Genomic DNA, 17,489 nt, shown 5'->3' with positions numbered 1-17,489 from the left:
GCGGTGCGACTGGGGCCGGGGGCTGCTTCGGCGCGAGTGATCACGGCCCCGTAAGAGTCACATGGATCGGCTGCTCAGGAGGCGTCCCGGTCGTCAGTGACCGTGCTCGTTGATGTCAGCTGCGGATGTCAAAGGCCCCGGACCATGATCGGTCCGGGGCCGGATCGTCCTCGTCGGGTCAGTGGTCCGCGCAGCACGGTGTCGGGTCCGGGACCTCGAACGGGACCAGTGTCCCGCCCGCGGCCGGCATCGCCGCCAGGACCAGTCGCCCTTCGCGCCACTCCGGTCGTACGTGATCGCGGGTGACGATCCGCTGGTCCGGGTCGGGGCCGTCGGGCGCCCCGAGGACGACGATCCGCTCGACCGCGGAGACGGCCAGCAGCCGGGCGACGGTCACCGTGCCGGTGAGCGCGTCGACCCCGCCGTACCGGACGGCACGGCCACCGGTGCGCGCGAGGTGCTCCGCGGCGGCGTGCGCGGCGCCGGCGGCCAGCTCGTCCGGACCGTGCCTCTCGGCACCCAGAGCGGCGCCGAACTCCCGTTCCGTGAGCGCCCGCCAGGCCGCGCGGGCCACCCGCTCCAAGGGCGTGGAGAAGGACAGCGCCGTGTGCCGCCGCCCCTCCCGCACATGGTGCGTACAGCCCACCACCCCGTCGTCCAGGCCGAGTTCGGCAGCGAGGTCGAGGAGGAGATGGTCGGCCGCCCGCAGGGTTCCGGACAGACCGGTGTCGACCCCGACCACGTACCGTTCGGTCACGATGGCAGGACCCACACCGGGTTGGAGTAGAACCACAGGTCCTTCCATGGGTCCGCGTCGCCGACGACGTCCACGGCCGGGCCCGCGGGGTCGACGGCAGCGCCCATCAGACCGGTGGCGGAACGGTTGCCGTCGGTGCCACGCAGCCGGACGTACACCGGGCGGTCGACCGTGCCGAGGGAGTACGACAGACGCACCACGCCCGTGGACTTGTTCACCTCGTACGACCGGACGACCTTCGCGGTCGGCGCGGTGAAGGTGTCCCTGTCCGCGACGGCGCCCGTGACATCGCCCTGGATGACGTCCACGCGGGCCAACTTCGGGACGAACCCAGCCCAGTTGGGCCCGTCGGCGAGCGCGATGTCGACCGTCAGCGTGACGTTCTGCCCCTTCTTGACGTGCAGCGCGCCGCCGAGGGTCGCCCAGCGGCTGCCGCCCGCCACCCGCGCGTCGAGGCCGCTGATGAGCTGCCCGTGGTCGACCCACACGCGCCCGGCGCGAATGCCGTCCATGACGGCGGCGTACGAGAAGCCGTCGGCACCGACGTGGGTACGGCTGTACTGGCCGGGCCAGTAGTCGCCCTGCGTGACGTCGATCTTGCCGCCGTAGACCGGGTCGGTGTGCCTGCCGTTGGCGGTGAAGTCACTGTCCGGGCCACCGCGGACGGCGGTGTCCGTGTACACCTGGTGGGAGTCGGAGTTGGCGGTGATCCACCAGGGCTTGCCCTCGGCGAGGAGGCTGTCCCACAGGCCGCCGACCGTGGCGGTCATCCAGTCGAAGCCGCCCCAGGTGCGGTAGCTCTCCAGCGGGTAGCCGGCGAAGGAGTCGGCGCTCGGGTTGTTGTCGTAGATGCCCCGGGCCCGCCCCATGCCCAGCGGCGTGGCGATGCCCCCCGCCTGATGGCCCGGCGCGCCCTCGAAGCCGACGGCGATCTGACGGCCCGAGCCGGTCGCGTCGCGCCAGCCGCGGATCTCGTGCGGCGAGTCGACACCGCGCCGCGCCGGGTGGTTGGCGAGCATCAGCGCGTCCTCGACCTTGCGCCGCCGCACCTGCTCCGCGAGGAAGTTGAGGCCCGCGACGGCGAGCGCCTCGTTGGCGGGCGAGGACCCGCTGGTACCCGTCACGCTGCCGTCGTAGGACGTCTCGAACGCCTTCAGGACGCTGACCTCGTTGTTGCCGGGGTGAACGAACACGGTGCCGTGCTCGGCGCCGGGTATGTTCCACTCCAGCCCCTGGAAGACGAGCGTGTCCTCGTACTTCTCCCGGGCCTCCTTGATGTCGGGGTTGACCTTGTCGACACCGATCTTGGCGTGCGTCTCGCTGCCGTGGTCGGTGATGACCATCCAGTCCAGACCGTGCCGGGCGCCCTGCCGGACCTGGTCGCCGACGCGGTACTTGCCGTCGCTGCTGTACTGGGTGTGGATGTGGTGGTCACCGGACAGCCAGAGGAACCCGTTCCGTCTGCGACCGCTCGTGGCGCTGGAGGCGTACGCCGGCGCCACCGCCCCCTGCGCGAGGACGCCACCGGCGGCCAGCCCCGCGCCGAGCAGCCCCGCGCGGCGCAGCAGCGAGCGGCGCGACTGCTGCTCGGGGGTCAGGGCCTCGTCGGGCACGGAGGGGTCGAACGCGGCGGGAAGCGACTCGCTTTCGTGGTCGTGCCCGTGGCTGTGGTCGTGCTGGTGACCGTGGTGGTGATGCCCGTGCCCCATGCCTGCCTCCTGAGTCGTGCGCCGCGAGTGCGAGAGCGCGCCACGAGGAGATTCGGTGCGGAACGTGAACGCCGGACGGCGGGCGCGTGATCGGCGGGCGAGGGGGGCGAGTCGACTCGCCCCGCGCACCTCAACTACCTACCCAGGCCCACCAGTAGCTCCGCCCACACGATCTTGTGGGCCATCCCGATCCGGGGCTCCACACCCCACCGCTCGGCCAGCGCCGCGACGAGCACCAGCCCGCGCCCGCCTTCGCCGTCCGGCTCCCGCAGCACCGGCAGCCGCTCGGTCCGCCCGTCGGCGACCTCCACGCGTACGACGCCGTCGCGCACCACCAGCCGTACGCGGAAGCTGCGCCCCCGCACGCTCCCGTGCCGTACGGCGTTCGCGGCCAGCTCGGCCACGACCAGGCTCACGTCTTCGCTGGCCTCACTGTCGTAAGCGAATCCCCACACGTCCATCCGGTTCGCGACCAGCCGCCGCGCGAGCCGGGCGCCTCGCGGCGTGCTGCTGAAGAGTTGCGTGAACGTACGTACGGTGACCGGTTCCTGGGCCCGGATGTCTCCTTGCATGGCCCAACGGTCCCGGGTCTCATGGGCGTCGACCAGCGACGCCAGTCGTACGCCGGGTTCTGTAGGAGTTCACGACGCGGCAGCCGGGTTTGGCGTCCTGGTTCCGCGAGTGGGCGGAGCTGGAGGAGCAGGCGATCAGTCTCTATACGTTCGAGAACCGGCTCGTGCCGGGGCTGCTCCAGACAGAGGGGTACGCACGCACTCTCTTCAACGAACGCGTGCCCGTGCTGACGGACGCCCAGATCGAGGCCCAGATCGCCGCCCGCGCGGATCGACAGTGGCTGCTCGTCGAGCGGCCCAACACGGCGTTCAGTTTCATCGTCGAGGAGCACATCATCCGCCGGGGGACTGGCGGCCTCCAGGTCACACGAGGGTTGATCGACCACGTCCTGACAATTACGGAACTGCGCAACGTACAGATGCAATTAATGCCCATGACACGCGATGTCCACCCAGGTCTCGACGGCCCCATCCGGCTGCTGGAGATCCCGAAGAACGAGTGGTTCGGCTACTGCGAAGGCCAACGGAGCGGACAGTTCATCGCTGACCCGAAATCGATCAGTGTGCTCCACATGCGCTATGCGAAACTACGTTCACAGGCTCTCACCCCGGAGGATTCCAGGAGCCTGCTGGAGCGGACGCTAGGAGCGCTATGAACACCACAGAGCTGACCTGGTTCAAGAGCACCTACAGCGGCAGCGACGGCGACGACTGCGTCGAAGTGGCCCTCTCCTGGCGCAAGTCGACATACAGCGGCGACGACTCCGGCGACTGCGTCGAGGTCGCCACCTGCCCCACCACCATCCACATCCGCGACTCCAAGCACACCCCCGGCCCTCAACTCGCCCTCTCCCCCACCACCTGGACCGTGTTCGTGGAGTTCGCCGTACGTGAGGGCGTGGACGGGTCCCGCTGAATCCACAGCACGGCGCCCGCCAGCAGCGCGGTGCCGCCCAGTAGCCACGGCAGCGGCCCCGCCGGAAGCACCCCGACGACCAGACCACTGAGCGCCGCCACGAGTTGGAGGGCCAGGGACTGGACGGACAACGCGGTGGCGCGCCCGGCGCTGGGGACACGGCGGTGCAGGAGCTCGTTCTCGCTGGGCGCCGCCGCGCCGATGCCGAGGTAGACGAGGGCGTAACCGCCGGCGGCCAGGATCATGGCGAACGGCGCCGTGGACACCGCCGTGGCGCCGAGCAGAAGCAACCCGCTCGCCCCGGCGCCGAGGCTCACCAGGACCGCGCGCCCGCCGCTGCCCGCGAGCCGGGCCGTGAGCGGAGCGAGGTGGCTGCCGACGCCGGAACTGACGAAGCCGAGGCAGGCGATGACGGCGTAGAGGACGGCGCCGGACTCCGAGGCGCCGGTGAGGGCGGCGGCGCGGCCGGGGGTGAGGAGTTCGAGCGCGGCCAAGGCGCAGCCCACGGTCCCGGCGCTGAGGAACACGCGCCGGACGAGCGCGTCCCGTGCGCCCAGCCGCAGTCCGCCCACGACGGTGGCCGGGACGCCCTGAAGGACGTCGCGGAGGGTGGTCTTCGCGCGGGGCGGCTCACGCAGGGCGGTCAGGACGTACAGCACGAAGGCGATGTCGACCACCGCGCCGAGGAGCAGCGGAACGGAGAGGGGCAGTACGAGCCCGGAGGTCGCCCCCGAAAGACCCGCCCCGAGGTCGGGGCCGAGTCCGAGGAGCCAGGGGAGGGCGCCGCCGAGGAGCGTGCCGGTGGCGAGCGCGGCGGAGGTCGCGGAGCCGCCGCGGGCGAGTCCCGTACGGAGTTCGGCGTCGGGGCCGGCATGAGCGTGGACGGTGTCGACGTACCAGGCTTCGGCGGGGCCGCTGGACAGGGCGCGGGCCGTGCCCATCAGGACCATGCCGAGGGTGAGGACCCAGGCGGTGGTGCCCAGTGCCTGGAGGGTCAGAGCGGTCAGGTTCAGCAGCCCGGCGGCGGCCAGGACGGCCCGGCGGCCGAGTACGTCGGAGAGTCCTCCGGTGGGCAGTTCGAGCGTGGCGGCAGTGAGGGAGTGGGCGGCGAAGAGGCCCGCGATGGCGGCCATGGTCATGCCCCGTTCCGTGAAGAGCAGGATGAGGGGAGCCGTGGTCAGCCCCGCGGGCAGCCAGAAGAGGGCGCAGGCCGTGACGTAGCGGCGGCGGGCGGTGGGTAAGTCCAGCGGCGTGGTCATGACCCGGAACCGCCCTCGGTCCCCGACCCCGCCGTACCCGGCTCATCTCGTCCCGGCTCATCTCGCCCCGGCTCCCCGTCCGGCTCGCGCGGCGCGAGCGGCAGCCCCGCCGCGACGAACACGACCCGCTCGGCCCGCGGATCCTCCGCGTCGCGCGCGGCCAGTTCCTCCAGCTTCCGGTCGATCACCTCCCAGAGTTCGGAGAGCGACTCGGGGGTCAGACGGGGCATCAGGTCGGTGATCCCGGACGGATCGACCCACTCCTGGCCCAACCGCCCTTCGGCGACGTCCGCTTCGTACCGTACGAGCGACGCCTCCAGGTGCTCGATCTGGCGCCTGCGCGACAGGCTCACGAAGTCGCGGCTGGCCGGGGAGTCCTCCATGGCCTTGTTGCTCCAGGAGGTCACGGAGTGCACCGCCTGCCAGCGGCGCTCCCGGCCGTCCCGGTGAGCAGCCTCGGCGACGAACGCGTACTTCGCCAGGACACGCAGGTGGTAGCTGGTGGAGGCGGACGACTCCCCGGTCCTGACCGCGAGTTCACTCGCGGTGGCCGGACCGTCCTGTCGCAACATCCCGAGCAGTCGGATACGCAGGGGGTGGGTGAGGGCCTTCAGAGCCCCGGCGTCCCGCTCGGGATCGAGTACGCGTTTGTGCTCGTCGCTGACCATGCCGGGAGCCTAGAACGCACCGGACACTTTCCAAAAGTATTTTTGCAGAATTTATTTGGCGATCTGGCGATCAGGTGTTGGCGCCGCGTGCCGCCACCCGCCAGCGGTCCAGTTCCACGCCCTGGTGGGCGATCACCAGCTCCTCCGCGAGGTTCACCGGCTGGCAGACGTGGTTGGGGACGACGGCGAGTACCGCGCCGAGGCGGGGGGCGGGTACGCCTTCCGGGAGGTGGACCACCGCGTGGTGCTCCCAGAGGGCGGTGATCGTGGCCTCGGGGTACTGCGGGAGGTAGCCGTGGCCGGTCACCCACGCGGAGCGGTCCGCGCCGAGGACCTTGCTGCCCGCGTCGAGGACGAAGCGGTCCGGGGCGGGGACGCTGATGACCGTCGAGGCGGCCGCGAGGGCCAGGTCGTCGACACCGCAGCAGCCCATGGCCAGTTGCTGGGCGTCGTTGAAGACGTAGACGCCGGGACGGAGTTCGTCCACCGGGCCGGGGCGCCAGCGACCCGCCGTCGGAGTCGATCCGCCGCTCAACACCCGGGGTTCCAGGCCCAGTTCGCGCAGGGCCTCCGCCGCCTCGGACAGGGCCCGTTCCTCGTCGCGGGCCGCCCGCTCCCGGGCCTCGGGGTCATGGCCGTATCCGTGTCCGGGGAAGGTGAACGCGCCGAGCACCCCCAGCCCGGCGTCCGACGCGGCGCGGGCCACCCGACCCGCGTCCGCGGCCGGCACCCCGGTCCGTGCCGTCCCGCAGTCCACCTCGACCAGGACCTCCACCGCGCGGTCACTCCCCCGCACCGCGTCCCCCAGCCGCCGCGCCGCCTCCACCGAGTCGACGCCGATCCGCAGCGCGACCACGTCGGCCAGTCGGCGCAGGCGGCGCGCCCTGCTCTCGTCCGGCCAGAGCGGATACGCGATGAACAGGTCGTCCACGCCCGCCGCCGCGAACGCCTCCGCCTCGCTCAGGGTCGCCACCGACAGTCCGCGCGCACCCGCCCGGAGCTGCCGCCCCGCGATCTCCGCGCACTTGTGGCTCTTGGCGTGCGGCCGGAGAGCGAAGCCGCCGGTCGTGGCGGCCTCGGCCATGCGGGCGATGTTGCGGTCCAGTACGTCGGCGTCCACGACCAGCGCGGGCGTGACGAGCCCTTCGGGCAGTTGCTCAAGCATCACTACGTCCTCCCCGGACCACTACGTCCTCCCCGCATCGCTACGTCCCCCCAGTCCGCTACAGCCTCTCACTCCCCGCATGCCTGTGTATATTAGGTCTCTGCCTAGGAGTCCTAGGCGATCAGGCGAGGCACATCAGACGAGCGAGTGCTCCAGAGGTGGTCCCCATGGCCCGTGCCGGGCTCACGGCCGACCGTGTCGTCGAGGCCGCGGCCGATCTCGCCGACGAGGTCGGGTTCGAGAACGTCACCCTGTCCGCGTTGGCGCGCCGGTTCGGGGTGAAGGACGCGAGCCTGTACTCGCACGTCAAGAACCTGCGGGATCTGCGGACACGGGTCGCCCTGCTGGCCGCGGGCGAGATGATCGACGGGATCGCCACGGCGGTCGCGGGGCGGGCCGGCAAGGACGCCCTCGTGGCCTTCGCGGGCGCCTACCGGACGTACGCGCTCGCGCACCCCGGCCGCTACGCCGCCACGCACACCCCGGTCGACCCCGCCGTCGGCGCCGCGTCCGACGCGTTCCGGCGCACCGCCGAGATCACCTACGGCATGCTCCACGCGTACGGCCTCTCCGAGCCGGACCTCACCGACGCCGTACGGCTGTTGCGCAGCACCTTCCACGGTTTCTGCGCTCTGGAGGCGATCGGCGGCTTTCACGCCGCCAGGGACGTGCAGACCTCGTGGGAGCGGGCCCTCGACGGCCTGCACACGGCCCTGGAGCACTGGCCACGGAGCGAGCGGAAGGAAGAGGATCATGCGTAACAGGCACCACGACGGGCACTGCGACGGACACTACGACGTGCGAGGCAGGGGGCCCCTGCTGCTGATCATTCCCGGCGGAGCCGGTCACCCCATGGGGCTGGAGGGCGCCGTCGCACGCCTTTCCGAGCGGTTCACCGTGGTGACGTACGACCCGCTCGGGCTGTCCCGCGGCACGCTCGACGGGCCGGTCGGGGACCAGCGGGTGGAGGTGTGGAGCGACCGCGCCCACCAGCTGCTCGACTCCCTCCTCCCGGACGGCGAGTCCGCCCGCGTCTTCGGGAGCAGCTCCGGCGGGATCGTCGCCCTGGACCTGCTGGCCCGGTACCCGCAGCGGCTGCGGCGCGTGGTCGCGCACGAGCCGCCGAGCATCGGAGTGCTGCCGGACGCCGTCCGGCAGCACGCGATGATCACGGAGGTGTACGAGATCCACCGTACGGAGGGGGTGGTGGCGGCGACGGCCCGGCTCAGCGCCGGTCTGGAGGACCGGAGTTGGGAGCCCGGTCCGCGCCCCGCGTCGGCTGCCGCCGACGGCGGCGAGAACACGCGGAGCACGCCGGACGCCCAGGGGGCGCAGAACACGCCCATGGACATCTTCCTCGGCCACGTTCTACGCCCCTTCACCTCCCATGCCCTGGACCTGGACGCCCTGAAGGGTCTGTCCTCCCGGCTCACGCTCGGTGCCGGACACGACTCGCGGGGTCAACTCTCCTTCCGCACTGCCTCGTTGCTCGCCGAACTCAGCGGCAGCGACTTCGTCGAGTTCCCCGGAGGCCACCTCGGTGTCCTCCAGCACCCGGTCGCCTTCGCGGACCGGCTGGCCGAGGCGCTCTGAGTCGCTCGGCAGAGGGAGGGATCAACCAGGCGCCGCGAAGAGCTGTATCGAGTACTTTCCGCTGACGGCAACGCCGGTGTCCGTGAACGAGCAGTTGAGGATGTTGCCCTTGTGGGCTCCGCTGTTCATCCAGCCGTCGACGGCCTGCTTGGCGCTGGTGTCTCCCCAGGACATGTTCTCCGCTGACGGCCCCGCGTTGTAGCCGGCTTCCTTGATGCGCGTTTGGGGCGTGGAGCCGTCGGAGCCCGTGTGGTCTGTCAGGTTGTGCTTGGCGGCGTCATCCGCGAAGACCTTGGCGGCGTGGGTCAGCTGCGCGTTCTCGTGGAGCGCGGGGCAGTTGACCTTGGCGCGTTCGGCGTTGACCAGTTGCAGAATCTCGCCGGGCGAGGTCTGCGGGGCGCGCGGCACGGATGCGGGCACGGTGGCCGTCGCCGCGGCGCCCGCGCCGGCCGCTCCGGTGAGCACCAGCAGAGGGGCCGCGCACGCGGCAACGCAGACACGGCGTATTCGATTGCTCTTGGTTCGCACGGGATTCCCTTTCGTCAGGGGCGGTCGGCAGCTCCCCGACATCGCGTGCGACGCGACGCGAGGAACGTGACGGCACCCTCCCCGCCCTTGGCCGTCACCAGCCCGCGGCCTCTTTCGCCGCTCGGGTGAGGGGCATGACAACGCCTCCTCGTACAAATCCACCGTAATCCCGACCACGCGCGCTCACGACTCGGGCGGCCAGCGGGCGGTGCCTCGGGATGAACACGCCATCGGAGCCGGTCTGTTGAGAGATCGCGTCAGCATCGGCGTCCGTGCCCGCATCGACGCCTCCGTCCGCCCCGGAGTCCGCGTCCACGCCGCCCTCCGAGGCTCCCGCCGACCCGCTCGGCGCGGCTCAGCCGAAGGCAGCCGCACTGTCGGGCACCGAGGTGGACGGCTGCCGGATCACCGCGTTCCCCGCGAAGCCCGACGAGGGCGCCACCGCCCTAGGAGGTCCGGTCCTGCGTGCTGAGGGCCTGTACCTCGTCGTACGTCGGCGCGGTGCCCCGCGGCGGGCGGCCGGAGCGGATGTCCGCCATCGCGTCCAGCGCCGCGCCCAGGGCCCGCCGGTAGAGGTACGAGCCCAGGCTGATCCTGCGCACGCCGAGGTCGGCGAGGCGGGAGACGGAGGGGCCGGCGGGTGAGTAGAGGATGTTCAGTGGCACGTCGAGGGTCTTGAGCAGGGCGGTGACGCGGGCCGGGTCGGTCAGTCCCGGGACGAACACACCGTCGGCGCCCGCCTGTTGGTAGGCGTCGAGACGGCGGACGGTCTCCCGCTCGTCCACACCGTCGCCGCGCCAGTGGGTGTCGGTGCGGGCGTTGACGAAGAGGTCCGGTACGGCCGCCTTGACCGCCGCGATCTTCGCCGCGTGCAGGTCGGCGGGACCGAGGCCGTCCTCCAGGTTGATGCCCACCGCCCCGGCGACAGCCAGCTCGCTCGCCAGCTCCGCCACCTCGGACGGGTCCTGGGCGAAGCCGTCCTCGGCGTCGACGGACAGCAGGTACGGGCCGGCGCCGAGCTGCCGCGCGAGCCGCACGGTCAGGTCCCGGGTCGCCGCCGCCCCGTCCGGCAGTCCGGCCGCCGCGGCGACACCGAGACTCGTCGTACCGATCGCCGCGAAGCCCTGAGCGGCAAGGAGCGCTGCCGAGGCGTGGTCCCAGGCGTTGGGCAGCAGGAGGGGTGCGTCGGCGTGGTGGAGCGCGGCGAAGGGAGTCATGTCGGCCTTCCGGTGCGGGGGCTGCGGGCGATCACGTCAGCTTGCCGACGGCATCGGCGTAGTACGTCGATCCCTCGAGGTGTTCGGCCAGTTGACGGAAGCTCCACCCCTCTCCCGGGGAGTCGTCGAGCTGGTCCTCGGTCAGCGTGTCCAGCCGGTTCGCCCAGATACGGGCGAGGCGGGTGAGCCGACTGCGCGCCTCGTCCAGATCCTCGCGGGTGAAGGGCGCGCGGTCCGCCTGCGTCGTGCTCGCCGACGCGTGCCAGTGGTCGGGCAGTGGCTCCTCGCCCACGAGCCGGGCCTCCAGCTCGGCCAAGTGGTCGAGGAGATGGTCGGCGACCCGGCGGATCGCCTTGTGCGGGGTATGGACACGGTCGTCGACGTGGGTCGGCCTGCCGTCCCAGGTGGTCCAGGTCGCCGCCAGATCGAGGACGTGGTCCACCATGGCGACGACGCCTTCGGTCGGTTTACGGGGTGAGGAGTCGTCCATACCGCGAACGCTAGACGCGCGATCCTTCGGCGCCCGCCGAACCGTGTCCGCCGTCGCGCCCCGGGAAGCGCGGCAACCTTTCGCCCCGCGGTGGCGCCCCCCGGCATGACCCACGCAAGACCCAGATCTCCGGTGATGTCGCGACCCTCAAGGACGGCTCCCTGACCTGGGCGTACGCCCCCGTCACCCCGTCCTACGCGAGCGCCCTCACCGGGGCTTCACCGACCACGACGACGCTGAAGGTCGCCCGTCTGAAGCCCTGAACCGGAAGCACGTCGAGGGGCCCGAGGGCCAGCTCACGCGGACGTCGTACTCCCCCTGTTCCTCTCCCTCCACGTCCACGGACACCGATTCCGTGAGGGGCAGGGGGTCCGGCTCGCCGGTGAGCCGGGCGAGGGCGACGAAGAGGGTGGCGCCGGGTCCCGTGACACCGGCGGAGTCCGACAGGTTGTGTGCGGGGAGGAGTTCGGCGTGCACTCCGTCGTCTTCCGGCCATCCCGTGATGCGTACCGGCGTCCCCTGGGCCGCTCCCGCCACCAGGTGGGCCCGCACCTCCACCGCTCCCCGCGCGACGACCAGGTTCACGACCCGCGCTCCCCCACCCGCCGTGTGCCGGGACGCCACCCAACCGTCCCCGGCGCCCAGCGGCTCGATGTCCGTCCGGCTCGGATCGTCACCGACGATCACGCTGTTGTCGTACGACGCCGAGGGCGTGGTCGCGGTCGAGTACCCGAGCCGCGTGTAGTAGGGGTCGTAGCGGACGTCCTCGCTGCCGTGGTTGTGCAGGCGGACCAGCCCGTCCGAAGTCGTGGTCTGGAGCAACCAGTTGGGTGGCCCGACGGGGGTGACGGCGTCGGCACGGTCCGTCGGGCCCGGCTCCTCCCGCGCCGTCCACACCTTGTGGTCCGGTGGGAGGAGCAGGCCGACGAAGGCCTTGCTCGCCCAGTACGGGGAGGCCGGGCCCGAATAGCCCTGCAGAACCGTCTCGTCGGGGCCGTGCCAGCCGAGGGTGAGCAGCCCCCGCTCGTCGACCGCGCCCCGGTCGAGGAAATGACGCAGGGCGCCGGACGCCAGGCGTCGGGTCTCGCCCGGCGACAGCGGCGTACGGCCGGTGAGGGCGCCGAGCCACAGCGGGGCGGTCGTCGCGAAGCGGTAGGTGAGGGAGCGGCCCTGGCGCATCGGGGCGCCGTCGCCGCCGAACAGCCGGGCGTAGTCGGCGAGATGGCGGGAGAGCCGGCCGCCGTACAGGTCGAGGAGCCGGGTGTCGTCCGCGAGCCAGGCGTGCAGCACCGGGTACAGGTGCATCGCCCAGCCGTTGTAGTAGTCGAAGGCGCGGCCGGGGCCGTCGGTGTACCAGCCGTCGCCGACGTACCACTCCTCGATCCGCTCCAGGCCCCGGTCGATCGCGGCCCGCGACGCCTCGGGCTCGTGGCCGACCTCGGCCAGGAAGCCGCCGACCGTCACCGGGAACAACTCCCAGTTGCAGGCCCAGGGTTCGGCCGTGAGCGCGTCGCCGAGCCAGGCCGCGGCCCGCTGCCGCACACCGTCGTCCAGGCGGTCCCACAGCAGCGGCCGGGTGAGCCTCAGCGCGAGGGCGATCGAGGCGGCCTCGACGAGGGGCTGGCTGCGGTCCTCGACGCGCGGCCAGACGCCGGCCGTACCGGCGGCGAGTCCGTCGGCGTACCGCTCCAGGGCCTTCTCGTCGCGCCGGAAGGCGGCCAGGAGCAGGGTGCGGGCGTAGCCCTCCAGACCGTCGGAGAGCCGGCCCGACCAGCTCGTGTGCGCACCGGGGAGGTGGTAGAGGGCGCCGTTCTCGGTCGCGTACGGGGCGACCGCGGCGAGCAGGGAGTCGGCCGCCGCCTCCCAGTGGGCGCGGGTGTAGCCGGTGTACGGGCTGAGGGTGCGGTCCTCGTCGGGCATCAGTGGCGCTCCGTGGTGCGGCGGCTCGGTCGGGTGGTGGTACCTGGGGCGCCCCGGTTCCGGACGGGACGCCCCAGGAGTTCATCCCACCCTCACCTGGCGCTCGGGCACCAGATGCTGGGCGAGGAGTTCGTCGCGGACGAGGCCCGCGTAGACCGTGGCGCCGTGCACGGAGGTGTGCGTGTTGTCCCGCTTCTCGTTGTAGAGGTAGATCGCCTTGGAGCCCTCGACGCCCAGCGACTCGACGAGGGCCTTGGTCTTGGCCGTCAGGTCGATGAGGGGCACGTGCTCGGCGGCGGCGACCGAGCGGATGACGGCCGGGTGGTTCACACCCAGGCCGTTGACCAGCAGCGCGGTGTCGTTGTTCAGGGTGCCGTCCGCGTTGAACCAGCGGCGGACGATGGGGGTGACCAGGACCGGATCGCCGCCCCGCGCGCGGACCCCGGCGACCAGGGTCTCCAGGTTCGCGCGGTACGTCGGCTCGTCGGTCGTCTTGTCGTTGTGCGCGAGCTGGATGAGGACCAGGTCGTGGCGGCGGATGAGCGGCTGGACGGTCGGGAAGAGCGCGGGGTTCTCGAGGTAGGTGACCGTGCTCTCCCCGGAGTCCGCGTAGTTGGCGACCGAGACGCCCTTGCGGAGGTACTGGGGCAGCTGCTGGCCCCAGCCGGTGTAGGGGTCGCCGGGCTGGTCGCAGACGGTGGAGTCGCCGACCAGGAAGATCTGACGGGTGTGGGGGACGGCCGGGGTCACCCGGATGTCGGCGAGCGCGGGCGCGGAGCCGCCGAGGACCAGGTCCAGGCCGGGGGTGCCGTCGGGGCCGGTCGGCTCGCCCTCGGGGGTGCGGACGTTCACCGTGAAGCTGCGGGTCACGGGTCTTCCGGCCGCCGTGGCGGTCTCGGGCAGCAGCGCGCGGCGCGTCTCACCGCTGACGCTCGTGCTCGCCGCGGCCTCCCCGCCGAGCCGTACGCGCACGTCGTACGTGCCCGGCGCGACGTCGAAGTGGCAGGCGGTCGCGGTGCAGTTCTCCAGGCCGAGGGCGCGGGGCCCTCCATGTGCTTGGGCGGGCGTGGCCGTCAGCGCGGTGGCTGCGGCCAGCACGGCCGCCGCGGCCAGGCGGCCCCGGGGAAGTGCGGGTGCGTTCCCGCGTCGTTCGGTGCGTGCTGTCGGCGTGCCGGACGAACGTCCTCGTAGCGGAGCTACTTGGGCCTTTGGCCGGTGCGGCGGGAGTGCGTGCCGCGCGGCGTGGGGGCGTGCCTGAACTTCCCCGGGGCCGCCCGGGATGAAACGTCTCATTGCGGCTCCTCCAACAGGACGACAAGACCTGGCGGCAGGACCGTACCGCTCTCCGCAAGCGCTTTCTAGTGCGCGGCGCGTTTTCACATGATTGCCAACTCCCAGGAAGCGAAAGCCCTTTCGCGAAATCGATTCAACTGTCAGTCTTCCGGACACCCGCACACCCCCACCTCCGAAGGAGGCACCCCCATGTCCGGATCCACCGACAGATCACTCGGACGCCGTACCTTCGTCCTCGGTACGACCGCGGCGGCCGTGAGCGCGACGGCCCTCACCCCGACGGCCGCCGCCGCGAGCTTCGGCTACACGGACGACGGTTCGAACTACGTCGTCGACACCGGCGCGAACCTGGTCTTCAAGGTCAGCAAGACCAACGGCGACCTGACCTCGCTCGTCTACCGCGGCACCGAGTACCAGGGCTACGGCGGCAAGAACTCGCACGTCGAGTCCGGCCTCGGCACCTCCACCGTGACCATCGCGCAGTCCGGTTCGACGATCCTCGTCTCCGTCGCGTACGGCACGCTCAAGCACTACTACGCGGCCCGCAGCGGCGAGAACAACGTCTATCTGTGGACCAACAAGGCCGACACGTCGGTCAGCGCCACCCGGTACATCGTGCGCGTCAAGGCGGGCCTGTTCCTCAACGACGAGCCGGACTCCTACACGTACGCGCCCACCACCATCGAGTCCGCGGACGTGTTCGCGAAGTCCGACGGCCAGACCCGCTCCAAGCACTACTCGAAGCTCCGGGTCATCGACTACGACTACATCGGCTGGACCACCGGAAGCGTCGGCCTGTGGATCGTGCGCAGCAACCACGAGAAGGCCTCCGGCGGCCCGTTCTACCGCTCCCTGCTGCGCCACCAGAGCGCGGACGGCGGCGGGCTGTACGAGATCCTGTACTACGGCGAGAACCAGACGGAGTCGGAGCGCTTCGGCCTCCAGGGTCCGTACGTCATCGCCTTCACAGACGGCGGCGCGCCCTCCTCCTCGCTGTACGCGGGAAACCTCACCACCTCCTGGGCGGACTCGCTCGGAATCTCCGGGTACACGGCCGCGAGCGGCCGGGGCCGGGTCGCGGGCGTGGGCATCTCGGGGCGCGACACGGCGTACGCGTACACGGTCGGGCTCGCCAACTCGGCCGCGCAGTACTGGGGTTCGGCGCGGGCCTCGGACGGCTACTTCTCGGTCGCGGGCGTGCTGCCGGGGTCGTACACCCTGACGGTCTTCAAGGGCGAACTCGCCGTGTACACCACGTCGGTGACGGTCACGGCGGGCGGGACCACGACGTTGAACAGCATCGCGATCCCCTCCTCCAACGACCCGTCCAAAGCGAGCGCGATCTGGCGGATCGGCGCCTGGGACGGCACGCCGAGCGGGTTCAAGAACGCGGACCTGATGACGTACGCGCATCCGTCGGACGTCCGGGCCGCGTCCTGGACCGGCAACGTGGTCGTCGGCAGCGGCACCGAGACCTCGGCGTTCCCCTGCTATCTGTGGAAGGACGTGAACAGCGGCATCATCGTGTACTTCAAGCTGACCGCCGCCCAGGCCGCCGCCGCGCACACCCTGCGCATCGGCGTGACCACGGCCTACGCGAACGGCCGCCCGCAGATCGTGGTCAACGACACCTGGACCTCGGCCGTCCCCTCGCCGCCCGCCCAGCCGAGCACCCGGTCGCTGACCGTGGGCTCCTACCGGGGCAACAACTACACGTTCACCTACAGCGTTCCCGCGTCCGCCTGGCTGACGGACACCACTGCGTACAACACCCTGAAGATCTACGTGGCGAGCGGTTCGGGGTCGACGTCCTTCCTCAGCGCGGGTACCTCCATCGACGCCGTCGACCTACTGATTTGACGTCATGTTCCCCGCGTCCACTGCTGGTTGGTCCCTCCGTTGCAGGTGTACGTGATGATCGCGGCGGAGTTGGCGGTGGACGCGCCGGACACGTCCAGGCACTTGCCGCTCGCCCGGGCCTTGACGAGCACATAGCTGCCGGACGTGGTCAGGCTCCACTGCTGGGCGGTGGCGCCGGTGCAGTTCTCCTGGGTGACACTGGCGGAGTTCTCCTGGAGGCACAGGGAGCTGCCCCGGCCCATGAGTTCGTGGTAGCCGGTGCCCAGGTCCTTGAACCACCACTTCTGGTTGGTGCCGCCGTTGCAGGTGTACTGGCTGATCGCGACGCCCTGCCACAGCGACTGGCTGGGAACGTCCGCGCACTTGGCGCTGGACCGCCCGACGAGCGTGTCGTAGGTGGCGCTCGTCCCGGCGATCGTGCCGGCGGTGGTGTCGAGCGAGACCTCCGGGTACCAGGACATGGACATCGAGGTGGAGGTCGGAAAGGTCAACGGCAGCCAGACGTAACGCGAGTCGTCGACGGTGCCGCCGAAGGAGTTGCCCCACCGGTCGCCCATGTACAGGTACGAGGTGCCCGAAGTCCCCTGGAGCGGAAGGACGTACGCGGTCTGCGAGTTGTACGTCGTCGAGTCGCCGACGTTGGTCATCGCGGTCCAGGGGCCGGCGATGCTGGTCGCGGTGGCGTACTGCTGCTGGTTGGCGTTCCAGCCCGTGGCCGCCGAGGTCAGCATGAAGTAGACGCCGTTGCGCTTGAACAGCGCCGGTGCCTCGCGGTGGCCGCCCACCCACGGGTTGGCGACCAGGCTGTCGATGCCCGTGTAGTCGGCGGTGAGCTTGTAGATCTGCAGGTCGTAGTTCTCGCGGGCCGCCGACACCATGTAGCCGGTGCCGTCCGTGTCGACGAAGGTCGTGATGTCACGGGACATGTACTGGCCGAGCGGCTGGAAGCTGCCCTGGTAGGTGTAGTTCCCGTCGACCGTGTCCGAGACGGCGACGGCGGCGCGCGCCTCGCTGTAGTCGACGCCGTTCTCCTTGTGCATCCACATCACGAACTTGCCGGTGGACGCGTTGTAGATGACTTTCGGCCGCTCGATGTAGGCGGTGCCCAGCTCGGAGGCGCTGGACTGGGTCAGTACGTGATTGCGGAACTCCCAGTTCTTCAGGTCGGTGGAGCGGTAGGCGTCCACGTACTTGAAGGTGTTGTCGGCGTCGCGGTCCTCGCCGAACCAGTAGTAGTAGCTGCCGGCCTTGATCACCCCGCCGCCGTGCGCGTGCACGGCGTTGCCCGAAGTGTCGGTGAACTGCGTGCCGTTGGTGATGGTCTGGGCCGCCGCCTGGGCCGGTCCGGCGGTCACCAGTGCCGCGGCGAACGCACAGCACAGGGCGACAAGGACTGCGTACACACGTCTCATCTGACGCCTCTCGGAGGGGTTCGAGATTTCGTACGGCATCTGTCATTACGAACGCCGAAAAGGTAAGGGTGTGTTACGGGAAGGTCAACGGGTCGCGCGTGACAAAGATGGACGCGAGATTTCTGTTATC

General features: G+C 71.1%; 16 protein-coding genes and 1 pseudogene. 5 read left to right on the top strand and 12 right to left on the bottom strand.

Going from position 1 to position 17,489, the window contains the following annotated elements; translation table 11 throughout:
* Positions 1–178: 178 nt before the first annotated feature.
* The 3 genes from AAFF41_RS36020 to AAFF41_RS36010 form a co-directional block, all read right to left on the bottom strand.
* Complete coding sequence (locus tag AAFF41_RS36020) at positions 179–805, bottom strand: hypothetical protein (RefSeq protein ID WP_388409131.1); 627 nt, start codon at positions 803–805, stop codon at positions 179–181.
* Positions 754–2,466: a PHP domain-containing protein gene (locus tag AAFF41_RS36015; RefSeq protein ID WP_319750969.1), complete on the bottom strand. Its 1,713-nt coding sequence runs from the start codon at positions 2,464–2,466 to the stop codon at positions 754–756. The genes AAFF41_RS36020 and AAFF41_RS36015 overlap by 52 nt, the downstream gene beginning before the upstream one ends.
* A gap of 134 nt (positions 2,467–2,600) precedes the next feature.
* Entirely contained in the window at positions 2,601–3,038 is a 438-nt protein-coding gene (locus AAFF41_RS36010; RefSeq protein ID WP_343325256.1) for an ATP-binding protein, read from the bottom strand.
* Between the two features lie 74 nt (positions 3,039–3,112).
* Here AAFF41_RS36010 and AAFF41_RS36005 point away from each other — a divergent pair.
* Both AAFF41_RS36005 and AAFF41_RS36000 read left to right on the top strand, forming a co-directional pair.
* Positions 3,113–3,694: pseudogene (locus tag AAFF41_RS36005) on the top strand (DUF5753 domain-containing protein); the annotation flags it as partial.
* Positions 3,691–3,954 (top strand): DUF397 domain-containing protein, encoded by a 264-nt coding sequence (locus tag AAFF41_RS36000; protein ID WP_319750972.1) that lies wholly within the window; start codon positions 3,691–3,693, stop codon positions 3,952–3,954. The pseudogene AAFF41_RS36005 and the gene AAFF41_RS36000, both read left to right, overlap by 4 nt.
* On the opposite strand, the gene AAFF41_RS35995 is transcribed toward AAFF41_RS36000, so the two are convergent.
* The 3 genes from AAFF41_RS35995 to AAFF41_RS35985 all read right to left on the bottom strand — a co-directional run bounded on the left by AAFF41_RS35995 (position 3,876) and on the right by AAFF41_RS35985 (position 7,046).
* Positions 3,876–5,213 carry an MFS transporter gene (locus tag AAFF41_RS35995; protein ID WP_319750973.1) on the bottom strand — a complete coding sequence of 446 codons (1,338 nt, stop codon included), beginning with the start codon at positions 5,211–5,213 and terminating at the stop codon, positions 3,876–3,878. The two genes, AAFF41_RS36000 and AAFF41_RS35995, sit on opposite strands and share 79 nt — an antisense overlap.
* Complete coding sequence (locus AAFF41_RS35990) at positions 5,210–5,881, bottom strand: ArsR/SmtB family transcription factor (protein WP_319750974.1); 672 nt, start codon at positions 5,879–5,881, stop codon at positions 5,210–5,212. Before AAFF41_RS35990 ends, AAFF41_RS35995 begins: the two co-directional genes overlap by 4 nt.
* Before the next feature lie 70 nt (positions 5,882–5,951).
* A complete protein-coding gene (locus AAFF41_RS35985; RefSeq protein WP_343325254.1) occupies positions 5,952–7,046 on the bottom strand; it encodes an alanine racemase in 1,095 nt (364 codons plus the stop codon).
* Positions 7,047–7,213: 167 nt separating this feature from the next.
* Between AAFF41_RS35985 and AAFF41_RS35980 the strand changes: the two genes are divergently transcribed.
* Positions 7,214–7,807 carry a TetR/AcrR family transcriptional regulator gene (locus AAFF41_RS35980; protein WP_319750976.1) on the top strand — a complete coding sequence of 198 codons (594 nt, stop codon included), beginning with the start codon at positions 7,214–7,216 and terminating at the stop codon, positions 7,805–7,807.
* Positions 7,800–8,639 carry an alpha/beta fold hydrolase gene (locus AAFF41_RS35975; RefSeq protein WP_343325253.1) on the top strand — a complete coding sequence of 280 codons (840 nt, stop codon included), beginning with the start codon at positions 7,800–7,802 and terminating at the stop codon, positions 8,637–8,639. Before AAFF41_RS35980 ends, AAFF41_RS35975 begins: the two co-directional genes overlap by 8 nt.
* 21 nt (positions 8,640–8,660) lie before the next feature.
* On the opposite strand, the gene AAFF41_RS35970 is transcribed toward AAFF41_RS35975, so the two are convergent.
* The 5 genes from AAFF41_RS35970 to AAFF41_RS35950 all read right to left on the bottom strand — a co-directional run bounded on the left by AAFF41_RS35970 (position 8,661) and on the right by AAFF41_RS35950 (position 13,892).
* The gene (locus tag AAFF41_RS35970) at positions 8,661–9,167 is read right to left on the bottom strand and encodes a CAP domain-containing protein (protein ID WP_319750978.1); all 507 of its coding nucleotides are present in this window, start codon (positions 9,165–9,167) and stop codon (positions 8,661–8,663) included.
* A gap of 446 nt (positions 9,168–9,613) precedes the next feature.
* Positions 9,614–10,384, bottom strand: a complete 771-nt coding sequence (locus AAFF41_RS35965; RefSeq protein ID WP_319750979.1) for an isocitrate lyase/PEP mutase family protein — start codon at positions 10,382–10,384, stop codon at positions 9,614–9,616.
* Positions 10,385–10,415: 31 nt separating this feature from the next.
* Positions 10,416–10,874 carry a hypothetical protein gene (locus tag AAFF41_RS35960; protein ID WP_343325252.1) on the bottom strand — a complete coding sequence of 153 codons (459 nt, stop codon included), beginning with the start codon at positions 10,872–10,874 and terminating at the stop codon, positions 10,416–10,418.
* Between the two features lie 207 nt (positions 10,875–11,081).
* Positions 11,082–12,794 (bottom strand): DUF2264 domain-containing protein, encoded by a 1,713-nt coding sequence (locus AAFF41_RS35955; protein ID WP_343325251.1) that lies wholly within the window; start codon positions 12,792–12,794, stop codon positions 11,082–11,084.
* Positions 12,795–12,875: 81 nt separating this feature from the next.
* Complete coding sequence (locus tag AAFF41_RS35950; RefSeq protein ID WP_343325250.1) at positions 12,876–13,892, bottom strand: rhamnogalacturonan acetylesterase; 1,017 nt, start codon at positions 13,890–13,892, stop codon at positions 12,876–12,878.
* Positions 13,893–14,276: 384 nt separating this feature from the next.
* On the opposite strand from AAFF41_RS35950, the gene AAFF41_RS35945 reads away from it, so the two are divergent.
* The gene (locus tag AAFF41_RS35945; protein ID WP_343325249.1) at positions 14,277–15,947 is read left to right on the top strand and encodes a rhamnogalacturonan lyase B N-terminal domain-containing protein; all 1,671 of its coding nucleotides are present in this window, start codon (positions 14,277–14,279) and stop codon (positions 15,945–15,947) included.
* A 2-nt stretch (positions 15,948–15,949) separates the two neighbouring features.
* On the opposite strand, the gene AAFF41_RS35940 is transcribed toward AAFF41_RS35945, so the two are convergent.
* A complete protein-coding gene (locus tag AAFF41_RS35940; protein ID WP_343325248.1) occupies positions 15,950–17,359 on the bottom strand; it encodes an RICIN domain-containing protein in 1,410 nt (469 codons plus the stop codon).
* Positions 17,360–17,489: the final 130 nt, after the last annotated feature.

Source organism: Streptomyces mirabilis (assembly GCF_039503195.1).
In the GTDB taxonomy this organism is placed as follows: domain Bacteria; phylum Actinomycetota; class Actinomycetes; order Streptomycetales; family Streptomycetaceae; genus Streptomyces; species Streptomyces mirabilis_D.
The sequence above is the reverse complement of the archived record's forward strand: the minus strand, read 5'-3'. Positions and strand labels throughout refer to the sequence as shown.